17 protein-coding genes and 1 riboswitch are annotated in these 17,645 nt (G+C 60.6%); of the genes, 8 read left to right on the forward strand and 9 right to left on the reverse strand.

Annotated elements, in window-relative coordinates; all coding sequences use genetic code 11:
- Position 1: 1 nt before the first annotated feature.
- The 3 genes from HPQ62_RS03030 to HPQ62_RS03040 are packed head-to-tail and all read right to left on the reverse strand — an operon-like array spanning position 2 to position 3,349.
- Entirely contained in the window at positions 2–1,216 is a 1,215-nt protein-coding gene (locus HPQ62_RS03030; protein ID WP_174801008.1) for an SAM-dependent methyltransferase, read from the reverse strand.
- Complete coding sequence (locus tag HPQ62_RS03035; RefSeq protein ID WP_174801009.1) at positions 1,200–1,997, reverse strand: DUF1365 domain-containing protein; 798 nt, start codon at positions 1,995–1,997, stop codon at positions 1,200–1,202. The genes HPQ62_RS03030 and HPQ62_RS03035 overlap by 17 nt, the downstream gene beginning before the upstream one ends.
- Positions 1,994–3,349 (reverse strand): NAD(P)/FAD-dependent oxidoreductase, encoded by a 1,356-nt coding sequence (locus HPQ62_RS03040; protein WP_174801010.1) that lies wholly within the window; start codon positions 3,347–3,349, stop codon positions 1,994–1,996. Before HPQ62_RS03040 ends, HPQ62_RS03035 begins: the two co-directional genes overlap by 4 nt.
- Positions 3,350–3,583: 234 nt before the next feature.
- Here HPQ62_RS03040 and HPQ62_RS03045 point away from each other — a divergent pair, with 234 nt between their 5' ends.
- From HPQ62_RS03045 to HPQ62_RS03075, 7 genes are all read left to right on the forward strand, one after another.
- On the forward strand, positions 3,584–4,141 hold the full coding sequence (locus tag HPQ62_RS03045; RefSeq protein WP_244629532.1) for a sigma-70 family RNA polymerase sigma factor: 558 nt from the start codon (positions 3,584–3,586) through the stop codon (positions 4,139–4,141).
- The gene (locus HPQ62_RS03050; RefSeq protein ID WP_174801011.1) at positions 4,138–4,818 is read left to right on the forward strand and encodes a ChrR family anti-sigma-E factor; all 681 of its coding nucleotides are present in this window, start codon (positions 4,138–4,140) and stop codon (positions 4,816–4,818) included. Before HPQ62_RS03045 ends, HPQ62_RS03050 begins: the two co-directional genes overlap by 4 nt.
- An 8-nt stretch (positions 4,819–4,826) precedes the next feature.
- The gene (locus HPQ62_RS03055) at positions 4,827–5,240 is read left to right on the forward strand and encodes a DUF2177 family protein (RefSeq protein ID WP_174801012.1); all 414 of its coding nucleotides are present in this window, start codon (positions 4,827–4,829) and stop codon (positions 5,238–5,240) included.
- Between the two features lie 44 nt (positions 5,241–5,284).
- Positions 5,285–5,926 carry an IMPACT family protein gene (locus HPQ62_RS03060; protein WP_174801013.1) on the forward strand — a complete coding sequence of 214 codons (642 nt, stop codon included), beginning with the start codon at positions 5,285–5,287 and terminating at the stop codon, positions 5,924–5,926.
- A 42-nt stretch (positions 5,927–5,968) separates the two neighbouring features.
- Entirely contained in the window at positions 5,969–6,304 is a 336-nt protein-coding gene (locus HPQ62_RS03065; RefSeq protein ID WP_174801014.1) for a hypothetical protein, read from the forward strand.
- A 142-nt stretch (positions 6,305–6,446) separates the two neighbouring features.
- Complete coding sequence (locus HPQ62_RS03070) at positions 6,447–7,535, forward strand: AbrB family transcriptional regulator (protein ID WP_174801015.1); 1,089 nt, start codon at positions 6,447–6,449, stop codon at positions 7,533–7,535.
- Between the two features lie 97 nt (positions 7,536–7,632).
- The gene (locus HPQ62_RS03075; protein WP_174801016.1) at positions 7,633–8,610 is read left to right on the forward strand and encodes a linear amide C-N hydrolase; all 978 of its coding nucleotides are present in this window, start codon (positions 7,633–7,635) and stop codon (positions 8,608–8,610) included.
- Between the two features lie 232 nt (positions 8,611–8,842).
- Here HPQ62_RS03075 and HPQ62_RS03080 read toward each other — a convergent pair whose 3' ends face one another.
- From HPQ62_RS03080 to gcvT, 4 genes are all read right to left on the reverse strand, one after another.
- A complete protein-coding gene (locus tag HPQ62_RS03080; RefSeq protein ID WP_174801017.1) occupies positions 8,843–10,060 on the reverse strand; it encodes a PIN-like domain-containing protein in 1,218 nt (405 codons plus the stop codon).
- Positions 10,061–10,501: 441 nt separating this feature from the next.
- Positions 10,502–13,366 (reverse strand): aminomethyl-transferring glycine dehydrogenase, encoded by a 2,865-nt coding sequence (gene gcvP, locus HPQ62_RS03085; protein ID WP_174801018.1) that lies wholly within the window; start codon positions 13,364–13,366, stop codon positions 10,502–10,504.
- The gene (gene gcvH / locus HPQ62_RS03090) at positions 13,366–13,731 is read right to left on the reverse strand and encodes a glycine cleavage system protein GcvH (RefSeq protein WP_174801019.1); all 366 of its coding nucleotides are present in this window, start codon (positions 13,729–13,731) and stop codon (positions 13,366–13,368) included. Before gcvH ends, gcvP begins: the two co-directional genes overlap by 1 nt.
- 17 nt (positions 13,732–13,748) lie before the next feature.
- Positions 13,749–14,891 (reverse strand): glycine cleavage system aminomethyltransferase GcvT, encoded by a 1,143-nt coding sequence (gene gcvT, locus HPQ62_RS03095; protein WP_174801020.1) that lies wholly within the window; start codon positions 14,889–14,891, stop codon positions 13,749–13,751.
- Between the two features lie 161 nt (positions 14,892–15,052).
- Positions 15,053–15,140: riboswitch (glycine riboswitch) on the reverse strand.
- A gap of 318 nt (positions 15,141–15,458) precedes the next feature.
- On the opposite strand from gcvT, the gene HPQ62_RS03100 reads away from it, so the two are divergent.
- A complete protein-coding gene (locus HPQ62_RS03100; protein ID WP_174801021.1) occupies positions 15,459–15,905 on the forward strand; it encodes a type II toxin-antitoxin system RatA family toxin in 447 nt (148 codons plus the stop codon).
- Here HPQ62_RS03100 and HPQ62_RS03105 read toward each other — a convergent pair.
- Positions 15,896–16,390 (reverse strand): CinA family protein, encoded by a 495-nt coding sequence (locus HPQ62_RS03105; RefSeq protein ID WP_174801022.1) that lies wholly within the window; start codon positions 16,388–16,390, stop codon positions 15,896–15,898. The genes HPQ62_RS03100 and HPQ62_RS03105 overlap by 10 nt on opposite strands.
- Complete coding sequence (locus HPQ62_RS03110) at positions 16,390–17,598, reverse strand: bifunctional 2-C-methyl-D-erythritol 4-phosphate cytidylyltransferase/2-C-methyl-D-erythritol 2,4-cyclodiphosphate synthase (RefSeq protein WP_174801023.1); 1,209 nt, start codon at positions 17,596–17,598, stop codon at positions 16,390–16,392. The genes HPQ62_RS03105 and HPQ62_RS03110 overlap by 1 nt, the downstream gene beginning before the upstream one ends.
- Positions 17,599–17,645: the final 47 nt, after the last annotated feature.

The raw sequence follows: 17,645 nt of genomic DNA on the forward strand, positions 1-17,645 counted from the left end.
GTCAAACGGCAGGCTTCTGCAGGTGGAACTGGGCGACGTCGATCCGCCCGGCATCGAAGCCGGTCGCGCAATAGTTCAGATAATAGCGCCACATCCGGCGGAAACGCTCATCGAAGCCGAGCGGCGCGATCGCGTCCCATTCGGCGAGAAAACGGGCCTCCCACTCCAGAAGCGTGCGGGCATAGTCCTTGCCGAAGGAAAACAGGTCCTTCACTTTCAGTCCCGCGCCGCTTGCCCCCTTTCTGAAACTCTCGATCGACGGCAGCATGCCGCCGGGAAAGATGAAAGCCTGGATGAAATCGGGGTTGCGGCGATAATCGTCAAGGCGGTGGTCCTCGATCGCGATCGACTGGATCACGGCTGTTCCGCCGGGCGCCAGCCTTTCGTTGACGGTCTTGAAGAACACGGGCCAGTTTTCTTCGCCCACGGCTTCGAACATCTCGATCGAGACAATCTTGTCGAATGTCCCGGTGCAGTCGCGGTAATCTTCCAGGCGGATATCCGCTCGGTCTGAAAGTCCTGCAGAAGCAAGACGTTCTCGGGCGTACTTCGCCTGTTCCTTTGAGAGCGTGAGACCGGTGACGTGGCATCCGGTACGCGCTGCTGCATGTTCTGCAAACCCGCCCCAGCCGCATCCGATCTCGAGCACGCGATCTTCCGGGCCGATCTGTAGTCGCGCGATGATACGGTCATACTTCGCCGTCTGGGCTTCGGAAAGAGACCGGTCGCGCCCCTCGTAGAGCGCGCTGGAATAGGTCATCGTCTCGTCGAGCCAGAGTTTGTAGAAGGCATTTCCGAGATCATAGTGAAAGGCAATGTTGCGCCGGCTGCCGCTGCGGCTGTTGCGGCGCAGGGAGTGGCGGATGAGGCTCAAGCGTCGGAACAGGAAGGACGATGCCATCGCGCGCGAAAGCTCCGCCTCGTTGGCGGCGGCAAGGTCGAGCACGGCGGCAAGATCGGGCGTATCCCAGTCGCCGGCGATATAGGCGCGTGCAAATCCGAGGTCGCCATCTTTCATCAGTTCAATGAGCGGACGCGCATTGTTGAGGGTTATGGCTGCATCAGGGCCGGGCCGCTCTCCGCGTACGTGGTAGCTGCGTCCATCGGCAAAGGTCAGCCTCAACGATCCCGCGGTAATCCGTCCGGCCATCCTGGCAATCATCCGCTGCCAGAAATTGAGCCGTCCGTGATTTTGTCGCTCAGGCTTTCCGCTCATGAAATTCCTCATCTGTAATCGCACCGCCCGCCACAGCGCTTTGAACGCGCGCCGGTGAGGAATGATGTCTGAAAACCGGTACCCGTTTCAAGACCAGTTTCAATGCTTCGTAGTGGATCCCGGCAATGATTTTTACCGTCATCAAGGGGTAGCGCAAGAACATCCGCCACAAGGCGCGGTCGCTGAGCGCACTGCGCTCGCCTTCAAAGGCGGCATAAAGCAGCGGGCCCTCGGCATCTGTCTCGTTGATCGCGATCTTCACGCTTTCGCCGGGTGGTGCGATGGTGAAGTGATAGCGGCAATCCATCGGCATGAAAGGCGATACATAGAGCTGCTTTTCAGCCGTCTGACGCACCGGCCGCTTGTCGTCGTTCACCGGGATAATGTAGGTGAAGCGCTCCTTGAAGGTGTTGCAGACCTCGTAGAGGATGGCGGTGAGTGCGTCATCCTCATCATAGCAGAAATAGACGGTCAGCGGGTTGAAGACGTAACCGAGAATGCGCGGATAGCACAGCATCTGGATCCGCGTCGCGGACCTTCCTGCCTTTTTGAGCTCTTCGAGCGCCCATGTCTTCAGATTGCCGCCTTCAAGGTGCCCGTGGTCGCGATCATGAACGCTGAAGAGTGCAAAGCCGTTGTGCGCAAAGAGTTTCAGCTTGATATCCTGAAGCTCGTCCAGATCAACCAGCAGGCAGAACACGCGGTAGTTCAGTGCATGTTTCTTCGGCCGGTGGCGCTGGTGGAAGACTGCGCCGGTGTAGATCGACGAACGCAGCGTCATTCGGCCGCCAGAGGTTCTGCAGGCGCCAGGAAGATGCGGCCGGATTCGTTTTCCACCTGCCATGGGCGGCGGATGCCGGATATCGCCTCCGCAGCGGCAAGTCCCGACTGCAGGCCATCCTCGTGGAAGCCGCTGCCAAAATGCGCGCCGGCATACCAGACATTGCCTTCACCCTGGATACGCCAGAGATTGCGCTGAGCCTCGATCGCGGCGCGATCAAACAGCGGATGTGCATAGGTATAGCGGGCGTGCACGTTCTGCGGCTCTTCGGCCGGGTTGAGCGTCACGAACATCGGGAACCGCTCGTCTATCGCCTGCAGCCGGTTCATCCAGTAGGTGACGCAGAGGCTGGTATTGCCACCGGCGCGCCGTTCCAGATAATTCCAGCTCGACCAGACCTTGCGGTGCGCAGGCATCATGCGCTCATCGCTGTGCAGATAGGCCTCGTTGATGGTGTAGCGGAAGGCGGAGAGGATTTCCTGTTCCTGAGAGCCGGCATCGCCGAGAAGTTTCAGCGCCTGGTCGCCATGGGTCGCAACAACGACGGAATCGAAATGTTCTTCGGCGCCGTTTATCATCAGACGCACGCCATCGGCGTCGCGCAGGATACGGTCGACCGGCGCATTGAGCCGAACGGGACCGCTGATCTGTTCCAGCATGCGGGTTACATAGGACCGGCTGCCACCGGTTACCGTGCGCCACTGCGGCCGGTCCACCAGCGTCAGCAGGCCGTGGCTTTCGAAAAACCGGGTGAAGGCGGCGAGCGGATAGCCGCGCATCTGTTCCGGCGTCGTCGACCAGATCGCGGCGCCCATGGGCAGGATATGATCCTCGACGAAGCGTCTCGAATAGCCGCGCGCATCAAGATAATCGCCAAGCGTCAGAGAGTCTGCGTGTTCGGATTTCGCAAGGGCAGGCGCATGCCTGTAGAAGCGGAAAATGTCGAACAGCATGCGCCAGAAGCTGAAGCGCAGCATGTTCGATTTCTGCGCCAGAAGGGTTGCGATGTTGCTGCCGCCATATTCGAAGGCGCCATTGTCGAGCGAAGCCGAAAACGACATTTCCGATTCCTGGGTCTCGACCCCGAGATAGGAGAACAGTGCCGTGAGGTTCGGATAATTGCGTTCATTGTAGACGATGAACCCGGTATCGACCGGGATCGTCTCGCCGCCGATCGTCACGTCGGCCGTGTTGGAGTGACCGCCAGCGCGCCCGTCAGCCTCGAACAGGGTCACATGGCATGTCCGGCTCAAAAGCCAGGCCGCGGAGAGACCGGATATGCCCGAGCCGATCACGGCAACCTTTCGATCTGCTCGGATCTTTCTGTAAGCGTTTTCGCTGGGCTTGTGCATCGTGTTTTCCGCCTGTTTCGTTTAGCCTGAATTACGGGACAAATCGTTCGATGGATTGAAAAGCTCTGAAATTTATTCAAACCTGCAATCCGGGCGGAGTGTCGCGTCGTAGTGTGCGGTATGTTTGATAGCATTCACACCATACCGGTCTCCGATCCGCTAGCCGCGGCCGCCCGAACAAGCGCCGCAGGCGCTTATTTGCGTGGCGGCATGCGCGCCAGGAAGGGTAGGGGATTGACCGATCTTTCGGTAGAGGAAATGACATTGTGTCTGAGCCGCGTCGGCCGAACGCGCGACAGGGCTGCCTACGAGCGCCTGTTCCGCCATTTCGGTCCGCGAATCCGCTCTTACATGATGAAGCGCGCAAGCGATGCAGCGCTTGCAGAAGAGTTGATGCAGGAGACCATGATGATGGTCTGGCGCAAGGCCGAACTGTTCGACCCGCAGCGCGGCAATGCCTCGGCATGGATCTTTACAGTCGCCCGGAATGTGCGGGTCGACAGCATCAGAAAGGCGCGGCGCCCGGAATTCGATGCGGAAGACCCCGCCTTCGTGCCGGACGCACCGGCGGCGCCCGATGAAAGCTTCGAGCAGGAACAGTCCGCCAAACGCATGCGCGACGCCCTGTCCACCCTTCCCGAAGAACAGGCCGAGCTCCTGCGCCTTTCGTTTTTCGAGGATGTATCGCACAGCCTGATCGCCGATCGTCTCGGCCTTCCGCTTGGCACCGTCAAATCCCGTATCAGAGCAGCGTTTTCCAGGCTGAGAGCCGCGCTTGGAGAAGAAAAATGAAGACAAGCACAATCCATCACCATATCAGCGAGCCGCTTCTGCTTGAATATGCCGCCGGAACACTGGAGGAGGGCTGGTCGCTGGCCGTCGCCACCCATCTGGCGCTCTGCCCGCATTGCCGCCAGCAGCTTCGCCTGATGGAAGCCGCCGGCGCGACCATGCTGGAAGAACTCGCGCCCGAACCTGCGGCGATCTCCGAAGATCACTCATGGAACGCCCTGCTCGCGCGACTCAACGATGCGCACGCCGAGCCGCAGCAGCCGCCGAGGCCGGAGCCGGTGGCCGAGACCGCGTTGCTCGTGCCGGAGCCGCTACGAAGCTATATCGGCGGCTCGCTTGAAAGCGTCCAGTGGCGCAGGCTTGGCCTGAATGCCCACCAGGCGATCCTGCAGCCCGATGGCGGGGCCGTGCAGGCCCGCCTGCTGCGGGTCGGCCCCGGCCAGCCGCTGCCCGAACACAGCCATGGCGGGCGCGAGCTCACGCTGGTGCTGAAGGGCAGCTACATCTCCGAGGGCCAGCTCTTTGCCGCAGGCGATCTGGAGGAGGAGGACGACGAGACGCTCCACAGTCCGGTCGTGACCGGCGATGGCGAGTGCATCTGTCTCGTGGTCACCGATGCGCCGCTGAGATTTCAAAGCCGGCTGATGCGGATGGTACAGCCGCTGCTGGGCATATGAGGAACGTCATGAACCGCTTTCTGGTCGCCGTCATCGCAACGGTTCTCTGCTTTTCCGCGCTGGATTTCATCTGGCTCGGCACGGTCGCCTTCGACTTCTACCAGTCGGAAATCGGCCCGCTTCTGCTGGAGAGCCCGAACTGGAACGCCGGTTTAAGTTTCTACCTCATGTACATGATCGGCATCTTCTATTTTGCCGTCATGCCGGGGGTGAAGGCGCGTTCATCGCTCAAGGGGCTCGCCAACGGCGCGCTGTTCGGCCTGATGGCCTACGGCACCTATGACCTCACCAACATGGCAACCCTTTCCGGCTGGTCGTGGACGGTGGTCGCCGTGGACATGGCTTGGGGGGCGTTTGCAACCGGTCTCACCGGTTTTGTGGCGACCCTTGCCGCCAACAGGCTTGGCCGCAGCGCTGCTTGACTTTCCCGATCCCGTGTCCTTTGAAAGGCGCGGAAGGGAATGCCATGTACACGCTGACGGGCCCCGCGACATCCGAGCGGGAAATCAGGAAAAGCCGCTTCGCCACCATCGCCGCGCCGGTGCACGACGAGGCGGAGGCGCGGCGCTTCATCGCCGAAAATTCCTTCGCCGACGCCACCCATAATTGCTGGGCCTGGCGGATCGGCGCCGATTACCGCTTTTCCGACGACGGCGAGCCGGGCGGCACGGCGGGCAAGCCGATCCTTCAGGCGATCGAGGGGCAGGACATCGATCGCGTGGCGGTGCTCGTGACCCGCTGGTTCGGCGGCGTGAAACTCGGCACCGGCGGCCTTGCGCGCGCATATGGGGGAAGTGCTGCCGAGTGCCTGCGTATGGCCGAAAAACAGCCGGTCGTCGCCATGACCAGCGTTGAACTGCCGGTCGGCTTTTCCGATCTTGCGCTGGTGGAAGCCCGTCTCGCCGCCTTTGACGGTCTGCTGATCGACGCACGGGATTTTACCGCCGAGGGTGCCGACTTCCGCCTCCGCGTGCCAGAGGCCGAGGCCCGCGCGCTTGCCGATCTCGTCCGCGAACTCACCCATGGCCGCTCGCTTGCCCGCTTTCCCGATGAAGAAGCGGATGAATCGCGCGGGGATGAGGGAACCCGAGGCGCGACGGGGCGTTGAGGAAGTGCTATTTTCTTCCAAATCCCTTTGAAGGTTTCGCCCATGCGCTCCGCCATTGCCATTGCCGTCTTCGCCGCAACCCTTGCCTCCTGCACCCAGCGCTCGGAAGAGATCGGCGCCATGCCGATGTCGCCGGCAGAATTTGCAGGCTCAAGCTGTGCCGACCTTCTCGGCCAGTACGAGGTCGAGAATGCCAAGCTCAAGGATCTGTCCCAGCAGCAGGATAGCGAGATCGTGGGCGATGTCCGCGCTTTCGGCGCAAACCTCGGCAGCATGTCCGATGCCAATCTGAAGAACCAGGAAACGACGATTGCCTATTCCAAGGGGCGGCTGAACGCGATCGACATCGCCATGCGCCGCCAGAACTGCCCGCGCTGACACGCAGGCGATTGCATTGAAAGGCGCGCGGCGCGTATAGGAGGGGATCGGGCCGCTCTGGCCCTTGCATCCCGTCATCGCCGCGGCTCCAGTGCATTTCCGCCCGGGCCTGCCGCGCCCCTCGTCCGGAGTTGACCGCCGCATGACTGCCCCCGAAGCACCGGAAAGGCCGGCTGGCCCCGCCACCAGAAGCGCGGGGCTTTTGCGCATCTGGCTGCCGCTTCTTGCCGTCTCCATCGCCATCGGCGCGCTGCTCCAGCTTCTGGAACTGCCGGCCTCGCTGCTGCTCGGGCCGATGCTGGCGGCGATCCTGTTTTCCGGAGCCGGCCGCAAGATCGTGATGCCGAAGCTTCCCTTCAACCTCGCGCAAGGGGTGATCGGCACGCTGGTGGCAAGCACGATGACGGCGCCGGTGCTGGAAGAGGTCGGCAATGACTGGATGCTGTTTGCAGGCGGCGTGCTCTCTGTGGTGTTCGTCAGCCTCGTCATAGGCTGGCTTCTGGCGCGCTATCAGGTGCTGCCCGGTACCACCGCGATCTGGGGCGCGTTTCCGGGAGCCGCCACGGTGATGACGCTGATGTCCGGCGCCTACGGCGCGGATATGCGGCTCGTTGCCTTCATGCAATATACCCGCGTGGTGATCGTGACGCTGGTGGCCGCCACCATCGCACGGGTCTGGACCGGCGGCGGAGGCCAGTCCGAAGCGGCGCTCTGGCTGACGGAACCGCGCTGGTGGCCGCTTGGGCAGACGCTGCTGATGGTGGTCTCCGGCGTTCTGATCGGCCGCCGGCTGAAGCTGCCCGCAGGACCGATGATCGTACCCGTGGTGCTGGGCTCGGCGCTCAATGTCGCGGGCCTGATCGAGATCGAGCTGCCGCGCGCGCTTCTGGCCGCAAGCTATGCTCTGGTCGGCTGGGGCATCGGGTCGCGGTTTGATCGCGACGTCCTTCTTCATGCGCGGCGCGCGCTGCCGCGCGTCCTTGCCTCGATCTTCGCGCTTGTTGCGGTCTGCGCCTGTTTTGCTGGCCTTCTGGTCTGGCTTGCCGATATCGATCCGCTGACCGCCTATCTCGCCACCAGCCCCGGAGGCGCGGATGCAGTCGCCATCATTTCCGCCTCCACCAATGTCGATGTCGCCTTCGTGATGGCGATGCAGATTGCGCGGTTCTTCTTCGTGATGGCGCTCGGGCCGATGCTGGCGCGCTTCGTGGCGGGCAGGAGCCGGTTCTAGAGCGCCGTCGGTTTTGCATCGTCGAATTTCCGTTGTCGGAAAGCGCCGATGGCGCTAGCCTCAGCCAACGATAACAGGGTCAGGCGGAGGAAATCCCATGTGCACGCGCATCTTCTATGAAACCGGAACCGGGACCTATCTCACAGGGCGCTCGATGGACTGGCAGGATCTCACCATGCAGTCCGATCTCTGGGTGTTTCCGCGCGGCTTTTCCCGCAATGGCGGGGTCGGCGCGGGCTCTGCCGAATGGACGTCGAAATACGGCTCGGTGATCGTCGCGATCTACAATCTCGCGACCTCGGACGGCCTGAACGAGGCGGGCCTTGCCGGCAACATGCTCTATCTGGTGGAATCGACCTATGGCGACCCGCAGGCGCGCGACAAGCCGCTGATTTCCGTCGGCGCATGGCTCCAATACATGCTCGACAATTTCGCGACCGTCGCCGAGGCGGTCGCCGCAATGGAGGGCGACCCGCTCACCATCGTCACGGGTGACGCGCCAAACGGCGCGCCCGCCAACGTGCATCTGGCGCTCTCCGACCCCTCCGGCGACAGCGCGATCTTCGAATTCGTCGATGGCGCGCTCCATATCCACCACAGCCGCGACTACCGGGTGATGACCAATTCGCCGACCTTCGACCAGCAGCTTGCGATCAACGCCTATTGGGATCTGGTCGGCGGCAGGAGCTTTCTCCCCGGCACGGTGAAGGCCGCCGACCGGTTTGCGCGCGCGAGCTACAACCTCAAATCCGCGACCCCGCAGAAGGACAGGCGTGCAGCGCTCGCCTCGGTGTTCTCGCAGGTGCGCGCCATCTCCTCGCCGCTCGGCATGTCGGACCCCGAAAAGCCCAATATCGCCTCCACCCTCTGGCGCACCGTCGCCGAACACGACCACCGCCGCTACTATTTCGACTCCGTTATCAACCCCTCGGTGTTCTGGGTCGAACTCGCGGATTTCGACTTGTCCGAGGGCGCGCCGGCGAAGCGGCTGGGGCTCGGCGATCCGGATATTCCGGGCGGGGATGTTTCGGGGTTGATGGAGGAGGCGGAGGCGTTTGAGTTTCTGGTGCCGTGATTGAGATCGATCTATTTACTCGAAAGCTGCGCCTAAGGCCTCATAGCGCACGTTAAGTGGGCGGTAGACAAGCTACCCTCAGAACCTGATCAGTGAGCACTCTCCGTTGCACCCTGGGCGAGAGATAAGTAATGGCAAAAAGAAAGCCATCTTGTAACAAAGGAGGCATAGAGGCCACATTCATACAGCGTTGACGATTGCTGTATTCCGGCTGTTCTTTGAAGTGAATTTTCTAAAATTTCATCTTTTTCTGAATATCATTATATTTATCTATATCTGATCTGATTATTCTTATACGTTCATCTACAACGATGTACTCGGAGGCTAGCTGGTCGATAAATTCTTCCAGCTTTTGTTTTTCCACCATGTCGTTAGAATTACGAGATTCAATGATGTATTTATCCAACCTTGTTTCAATATTGTCCCTCATTTCTTCTAGATCGGACATAATAGAATTTAGATCTCTAATTTTTTCGTGCAATTTTATATCATTATTTATAAAATTACTGCTTTTTAAAAATTTTCTATAATTTTTAATAAACGGATCAAATTTTGAATCGTGAATATCTTCGATCTTATATTTTGCCGTCTTCTCAAGCTCGCTTATGGTATTTTGGCTTATATTCTCATTTAGCTCATTGAATGCATACCTTAGGAACTGATCTGATTTATATATAAGTATTTCCTGTTGAGATTCTCTTTTGAATTCTTCAATGAGCTCAGGTCTTGGACCGATTGTTCTACCATGAACGCGAAGCCACCAATCTTCTTTGTTGTCATCAGTGACGAAAACCAGAGGACGCTTAACTTCAGATGAATGCTGAATAAGTTGTTTCCACAAAATGTAGTCGCCGAAATTTGAGCGCTTCTCATAATCTGTTTTGGGCTCTTTTATTTTGGGGAAATCCTCATAGCCAGGAGGGACTTTAGCTTCCATTCTCGTTTGCCCAGTGCTGAGTATTTCCTGTAGAATTTCATCTGGGAGCGGTTCGCCCAGTCGATCCTCAAAGATTTCATCCAAAGCCAGAAGAATACTGTCTTTTGAGAGACGCTTCAAATGGTTGTCGCGTTCGATTTTTAAGCTAACTTTGCCTTCTTCTAAAACACTAACCAGTTTATCGTGAATCGATTCTGGAAGAAAAGGATGCCCCATTTTCCCACGAAGATCTTCAATGAGACGGTCAATGGTTGAAATGGAATTATCATAGGATTTCCCTTGATTGGAAATCTCATTGAGACGGTTCTTAAAGAACTCTGAAGCCGCCTGTTCGGGCAAAAACAATTTCGGCCGGCGTCCTCGTATCACAGACAGAAACTCAGATGACGAGCTTTCAGAATATCTGTAGAGATTGAGGAGACAATTTGCATCAAACGCGAAGTCTGCACTCTGCCATATTGATCTAATCTTGTCTTCACTTCGTTCAAAATGCTGAAAAAACTGATTTCTCATATTGCTACCGATATTCTCACGATGAAAATAACAATCAATCCGGTTAATTCATCAATGCTATGCTATATTTCAATTTAAGAAAAGTAAAAATCGCGCCCATATAGCTATCGGTTCGGCAATATAACCAAACACCGGTGGACATTTTGATGGATGCTGCGGCTTCAGTCTGCATTCGAGCCGACAACTGAAGCGCCTCTGCCAGCGAGAAGCGTGTATAGTTCTTGCTTCGCAGCATCGTCTCAGCCGCAAGCTCCGCTCGCGTCAAACGTGATTGGATCCTCGGGTCAAGCCCGAGGATGACGCCGAGAGTTGAGAATGGTTACGGAAACGAAGAAAGGTCGGCGGTTTGGGTTCGCCGACCTCGCGGCCACGGTATCATGTTATCTGCCGATGGGTGTAGGCTGCGCTCTCCCGTCCCCGTCGGGACCAACAGGCCGCCCTCTACTCCGCAGCCTCCGAATACTCACTCATCGGCGGGCACGCACACACCAGATTCCGATCCCCATAGACATTGTCCACCCGGTTCACCGGGGGCCAGTATTTGTCGACGCGGAAGGCGCCGGGGGGGAAGCAGGCTTGTTCGCGGGAGTAGGGGTGGGTCCACTCGCCGACGAGGTCTTCCACCGTGTGCGGGGCGTTCTTCAGCGGGTTGTCGGCGCGGTCGGCGCGGCCTTCCTCGATCTCCGTGATCTCGGCGCGGATCGCGATCAGCGCATCGCAGAAACGATCCAGCTCGGCCCGCGTTTCCGATTCCGTCGGCTCGATCATCAGCGTGCCGGGGACGGGGAAGCTCATGGTCGGAGCGTGGAAGCCGCAGTCGATCAGGCGCTTGGCGATATCGTCGACGGAGACGTCGGCCGTGTCCTTCAAGGGGCGCGTGTCGATGATGCATTCATGCGCGACGCGGCCCTTGTCGGACTTGTAGAGCACTTCGTAGGAACCCTTCAGCCGTGCGGCGATGTAGTTGGCGTTGAGGATCGCCACCTTGGTTGCCTGCGTCAGCCCTTCGCCGCCCATCATCAGGCAGTAGCTCCAGGAGATCGGCAGGATCGACGGCGAGCCGAACGGGGCGGCCGAGACCGCGCCGCCTTCGACATCCGTTGCCGGGTTGCCGGGCAGATGCGGCGCGAGATGCGCCTTGACGCCGATCGGCCCCATGCCCGGCCCGCCGCCGCCATGCGGAATGCAGAAGGTCTTGTGCAGGTTCAGATGGCTGACATCCGAGCCGATGTCGCCCGGCCGCGACAGGCCCACCATCGCGTTCATGTTGGCCCCGTCGAGATAGACCTGGCCGCCATGCTGATGGGTGATCTCGCAGACTTCCGACACCGTCTCTTCGAACACGCCATGGGTCGAGGGGTAGGTGATCATGCAGGCCGCGAGGTTTTCGGCATGCTGCTCGGCCTTTGCGCGGAAATCGTCGATGTCGATATCGCCGTTGTCGCGGGATTTCACCGGCACCACCTTCATGCCCGCAAGCTGGGCGGAGGCCGGGTTGGTGCCATGCGCCGAGGTCGGGATGAGGCAGATGTTGCGGTGGCCCTCGCCATTGGCGCGGTGATAGCGGCGGATCGTCAAAAGCCCCGCATATTCCCCCTGCGCGCCCGAATTCGGCTGCATCGAGAAGGCGTCATAGCCGGTGATCTGGCAGAGCTTTTCGGACAGATCGGCGATCATCTCGCGGTAGCCGGCCGTCTGGCTTTCCGGCGCAAACGGGTGGATGTCGGCGAATTCCGGCCAGGTGATCGGCAGCATCTCGGCCGTGGCGTTGAGCTTCATCGTGCACGAGCCGAGCGGGATCATCGAGCGGTCGAGCGCCAGATCCCGGTCTGCGAGGCGGCGCATATAGCGGGTCATCTCGCTTTCGGCGCGGTTCATGTGGAAGATCGGGTGCGTCATGTAAGCGCTTGTCCGCAATAGATTTTGCGGCAGGCGGTAATCTGCCTCGAACTCGGAAATCGAGAATTTGCCGCCAAACGCATCCCAGACCGCTTCCACATGGGCGGGCCGCGTGCGCTCGTTGACGGAAATGCCGATCCTGGTGTCGCCGACCTTGCGGAGGTTGACGCCGTTTTCGACGGCGTTCTTCATGATCAGGCTCTGGAACGCGCCGACCTCGACCGTGACGGTATCGAAGAAGGTTTCCGGCTCGACCGTGAAGCCCAGCGCCTCGAGGCCCTTCGCCAGCAGCACGCCCTTGCGGTGGACCTGCTGGGCAATTGCCTTCAGCCCGTCCGGGCCGTGGAACACGCCATACATGGAGGCCATGACGGCGAGCAGCACCTGGGCGGTGCAGATGTTCGACGTCGCCTTTTCGCGGCGGATATGCTGTTCGCGGGTCTGGAGCGCCAGACGATAGGCGCGGTTGCCGCGGCTATCCACCGACACGCCGACAAGCCGGCCCGGCATGTTGCGCTTGTAGGCGTCCTTGACGGCCATATAGGCGGCGTGCGGGCCGCCATAGCCGAGCGGCACGCCGAAGCGCTGGGACGAGCCGATCGCAATATCGGCATCCATCTCGCCCGGCGATTTCAAGAGCGTGAGCGCCAGCGGATCCGCGGCGATGGTGGCAATGGCGTTTGCCGCATGGAGATCGGCGATCACGCCGGTGAAGTCGCTGACATGGCCGCAGGTGCCGGGATACTGGAAGATCGCGCCGAACACGGCGTCGGGCGTAAGGTCTTCGAAGGGATTGCCGACGACGATCTCCCAGCCGAGCGGTTCGGCGCGGGTTTTGATCAGCGCGATCGTCTGCGGGTGGCAGTTTTCATCCACGAAGAAGGCGGTGGCCTTGGATTTCGCGACACGGTTCGCCATCGCCATGGCTTCGGCCGCGGCGGTCGCCTCGTCCAGCAGCGAGGCATTGGCGATGTCGAGGCCGGTGAGGTCGGCCATCATCGTCTGGAAGTTCAAAAGCGCTTCCAGCCTCCCTTGCGAGATTTCCGGCTGATAGGGCGTGTAGGCGGTGTACCAGGCCGGGTTTTCCAGAATGTTGCGCTGGATCACCGGCGGCGTGATGGTGGCGTTGTAGCCCTGGCCGATCATGGAGGCGAGCGGCTTGTTCTTGTTGGCGGTCTCGCGCAGCGTGTCGAGCGCTTCGCGCTCGGTCATGGCGGGGCCCCAGGCAAGCGGCTCCTTCTGGCGGATGCCGGTGGGCACCGTCGCGTCAATCAGCGCGTCGAGACTGTCATAGCCGATCACCTTCAGCATTTCGGCCATCTCGGCGGGCGAGGGGCCGATATGGCGGCGATTGGCGAAGTCGTAGGGCTGGTAGTCGGTGAACTGGAATTCCGAAGGCGTCGTCATCAGGCGATGAACTCCTTGTAGGCCGCTTCGTCCATCAGGGCGTCTGCATCTTCCGGGTTGGAAAGCTTCAGTTTGAAGAACCAGCCATCGCCCATCGGCGCGGAGTTGACGAGCTCGGGATTGTCGACGATCGCCTGGTTCACCTCGGTGATCTCGCCATCGAGCGGGCAGAACACATCCGATGCGGCCTTGACCGATTCGACCGTCGCGGCGTCGTCATTCTTGGCGAAACTCGCGCCGACTTCGGGGAGTTCGACGAAAACGAGATCGCCGAGCTGGTCGGCGGCGTGCTGGGTGATGCCGACGGTCGCAACATCGCCCTCGATCTTCAGCCACTCGTGTTCTTCGGTAAATTTGATGGTCATCTTGCTGTTCCCGCTCGTTAGCGCTTGTAGGTAGGGGTTATGAAAGGCATGGCCGCGATGGTGACCGGCAGATATTTGCCGCGCACTTCGGCGAAGACTTTGGTGCCGGGCTCGGCGCGATCGGCGGCGACATAGCCCATGGCGACCGGGCCGCCGGTTGTGGGGCCGAAGCTTCCGGAGGTGACGTGGCCGATCTCGGTTTCTCCGGCGTCATCGGCATAGAGCTTCGCCGGCGGGCGGATCGGTGCACGGCCTTCGGCCTTCAGGCCGACGCGGGTGCGGGAAACGCCATCTGCAAGCTGGGTGAAGATCGTTTCCGCGCCGGGAAACCCGCCTTCGCGGTCGCCGCCGGGCCTGCGGGCCTTCTGCATGCCCCAGACGAGCGCTGCTTCCACCGGCGTCGTGGTCTCATCGATATCGTTGCCGTAAAGGCAGAGACCGGCTTCAAGCCTCAGCGAATCGCGCGCGCCAAGGCCGATCGCCTCGCAGTCTTCATGGGCGAGAAGCGCGCGGGCAAGTTCGTCCGCCTTTTCCGCCGGCACCGAGATCTCGAAACCGTCCTCGCCGGAATAGCCGGAGCGGGAAATCACGCAGGTCACGCCCAGCATGTCGCAGGCGCGCACATCCATGAATTTCATCTCGGTCACGGCCTCGCAGAGCGTGGCGAGCACGGCCTCGGCCTTCGGTCCCTGCAGCGCGAGCAGCGCCTTTTCCTCGAAGAAGTCCTCGACCTTGCAGAGATCGGAAAGCTCGGCCTTCATATGGGCGAGATCGGCGTCCTTGCAGGCGGCGTTGACGATCACCAGCAGATGGTCGCCGCGGTTCGCCACCATCAGGTCATCGAGAATGCCACCCTCGTCATTGGTGAAGAAGGCATAGCGCTGGCGACCGGGCTTGAGGCCCGCGAGATCGACCGGCACCAGCCGTTCCAGCGCAAGTGCTGCATCGGCGACATTGCCGGAGATCGGGGTCAGCCAGACCTGTCCCATATGAGAGACGTCGAAAAGGCCGGCCTTTTCGCGGGTATGGAGATGCTCTTTCAGAACGCCCATCGGATATTGCACCGGCATATCGTAACCGGCGAACGGCACCATGCGGGCGCCAAGCTCCAGATGGAGTGCGTGAAGCGGGGTTTGTTTCAACGGTTCTTGCGAGACCAAGACAATGCCTCCGGATTGCGTCTTTCATGGAAAACGCCGGCTCAAGGGTTGACGTTCAAAAGAACGCCGAAGCGAATGAGCCCCCTCTGTCCCGTGCGCCTGAGATTATTATCCCTTCGGCCAGCCTCCGCTTGCGCTTCGGCCTTGTCTCCAGAGTTCAGAACCTCGCGCTGGTCCTTTTGCCTGAGAGTTTCCGGGGCGGTTGCTCCTTCGGCACCACAAGACTGTGGCTTCTCCCAACGCGACGAGTTGGATTATCCCGGATGTGGCGGGATTTGCAAGTGGCAAGGCGTTTCGCGTTTGCGAAATCCACCGTGCGGACATCTGCCTTGATGCGCGATGCTCGGACGTCATCCGAGTATCCGGGTCACAAGGAGAGCGCCGCCTGTACCCCCGGGACAAGCCCGAGGGTGATCCTGGAGGGTGGAGAAGGTCGGTCAACGATCGCGCTTTCACGTTGGACAAGCGCAGAAGCATTGCCGCTTCTATCGAGCCGCGTACGCCAATCTTGCGGCATCAAGAAACGAAAGACTTGCCATCCGCCTTCCGTCGCATTAGCTGAAAAGCATGCCAGAGTTCAAAACAACCCGCCATGTCGCTCATTCGGCCGATCGCATGTTCGATCTGGTTGCCGATGTCGAGCGCTACCCCGAATTTCTGCCGCTGTGCGAAGCGCTGACAGTCCGGTCTTCGCGCGACAAGGACGGCAAGACGCTGCTGATCGCCGACATGACGGTCGGCTACAAGGGCATCCGCGAGAGCTTCACGACCCAGGTTCTGCTGAACAGGGCGGAACGCAAGATCGATGTCAGCTATGTCGACGGGCCCTTCCGTTTCCTCGACAACCGCTGGCGGTTCGAGCCGGAAGGCGAGGGCGCCTGCGCCATCCAGTTCTACATCAACTACGAGTTCAAGAACCGGATTCTGGGCGCAATGATGGGTTCGATGTTCGAACGGGCCTTCCGCAAGTTCTCGGAAGCCTTCGAGGCCCGCGCCGACGAAATCTACGCCTGAATCAGACCTTCGAGCATGCCGAGCGCGGTCTGGACGGTGGCAAGGCGAATGCCTTGCCGGCCGATATCGCCGTAGCGGCTTTCGATATGGTGAAGCCGTCCGCGCCGGTCGCGCGCGGCGAGATGGACAAGGCCGATCGGCTTTTCCGGCGTGCCACCCGTGGGACCGGCAATGCCGGTGACTGCAATGGCAAGATCGGCGCCGGAGCGCAGCAGCGCGCCCGCAGACATCTGCAGTGCCGTCTCGCGCGACACCGCGCCATAGGTCTCAAGTGTCTGCGCCGTCACCCCGAGCATCTCGACCTTGGCCTGGTTCGAATAGGTGATGTAGCCGCGGTCGACGACGGCGGAGGAGCCGGCAATATCGGTCAATGCCGCAACCACCATGCCGCCGGTGCAGGATTCAGCGGTTGCGATCATCATGCCCGCTTCCTTGCAGTGCTCGATCAAAATGCGGGCGCGTTCGGCGATATCGGCGTCGATCATCATATATTTCCGTAGTGCACGCTGGCCGTGGCAATCGCCGCGATCCCCTCGCGGCGGCCGACAAAGCCGATGGTTTCATTGGTGGTGGCCTTGACCGAGCAGCGGTCGAGATCGATGCCGAGGCATTCGGCAATGTTCTGGCGCATGGCGAGGCGGTGCGGCCCGACCTTGGGCGCTTCCGCAATCAGGCTCACATCGGCATTGAGGATGACGCCCCCTTTTTCGCGCACGATCTTCGCCGCATGGGCAAGGAAGATGTGGGAGGCCGCGCCCCTCCACTGCGGATCGGAGGGAGGGAAGTGGTCGCCGATATCGCCCGCCCCACAGGTCGCCAGAAGCGCGTCTGTCAGCGCGTGGAAGGCAACGTCGGCATCAGAATGGCCGGAGAGCGCCATATCATGCGGGATCTTGACCCCGCAGAGCGTCACGCCGTCGCCCGGCACAAGCTGATGGACGTCATAGCCATTGCCGGTGCGGATATCAGCGATCAGGTTGCGTGCCAGCTTCTCGTCAGCCATGGCGATGTCTCTCCGATAGGTCAGTTTCACATTTTCGGCGAGGCCATCCACCAGTTTCACGGAAAGGCCAGCCCATTCGGCGATGCCCGCGTCGTCGGTAAAGTCGCTCCGACCCTCTCCTTCAGCCTTAAGGTGCGCCGCGAGGATGACAGGATAACGAAAGGCCTGGGGCGTCTGGGCGGCATAAAGGCCTTCGCGGGATACCGTGGCGCCGACGGTCCGGTCGGCGCCCGCCTTCTTGAGCGTATCCGCAACGGCGACGGCGGGCAGTACGGCGTCCTCGCCGGAGCGAAGTGCCGCGGAAACGCGATCCAGCAGGGCTGCGTCGAAGAAGGGGCGGACAGCATCGTGGATCATCACGTGGCTCGGCCGCTCTTTCTCAAGGGCTGAAAGCCCGCGCAGCACCGAGCCCTGGCGCGTCGTTGCGCCATGGACGAAACGGATGGCCCCGGGCGCGTGAAGATGCGCGATGGCGTCTGCGAAAAGCGCCTCGTCATCCGGGTGGATGACCACCACAATGCCGGCTTTCGCGCCGCCCCATGCGGCGAAGGTGCGCAGCGTGTGGGTAATCACCGGAAGGCCGCCGATCAGGCGGTATTGTTTCGGTCCTTCCGTGGGGCTGCCGGCCCTTTCGCCGCGCCCTGCCGCCACCACGACAACGGCCGGATTGAAGCTTTCACCTGTTGTCATGTTCGGCTAGAACCCGCCTGTTGATTCCCGTTCGCCGGAACTTAAAC

The organism is Martelella limonii (assembly GCF_013344475.1).
Lineage (GTDB): Bacteria > Pseudomonadota > Alphaproteobacteria > Rhizobiales > Rhizobiaceae > Martelella > Martelella limonii.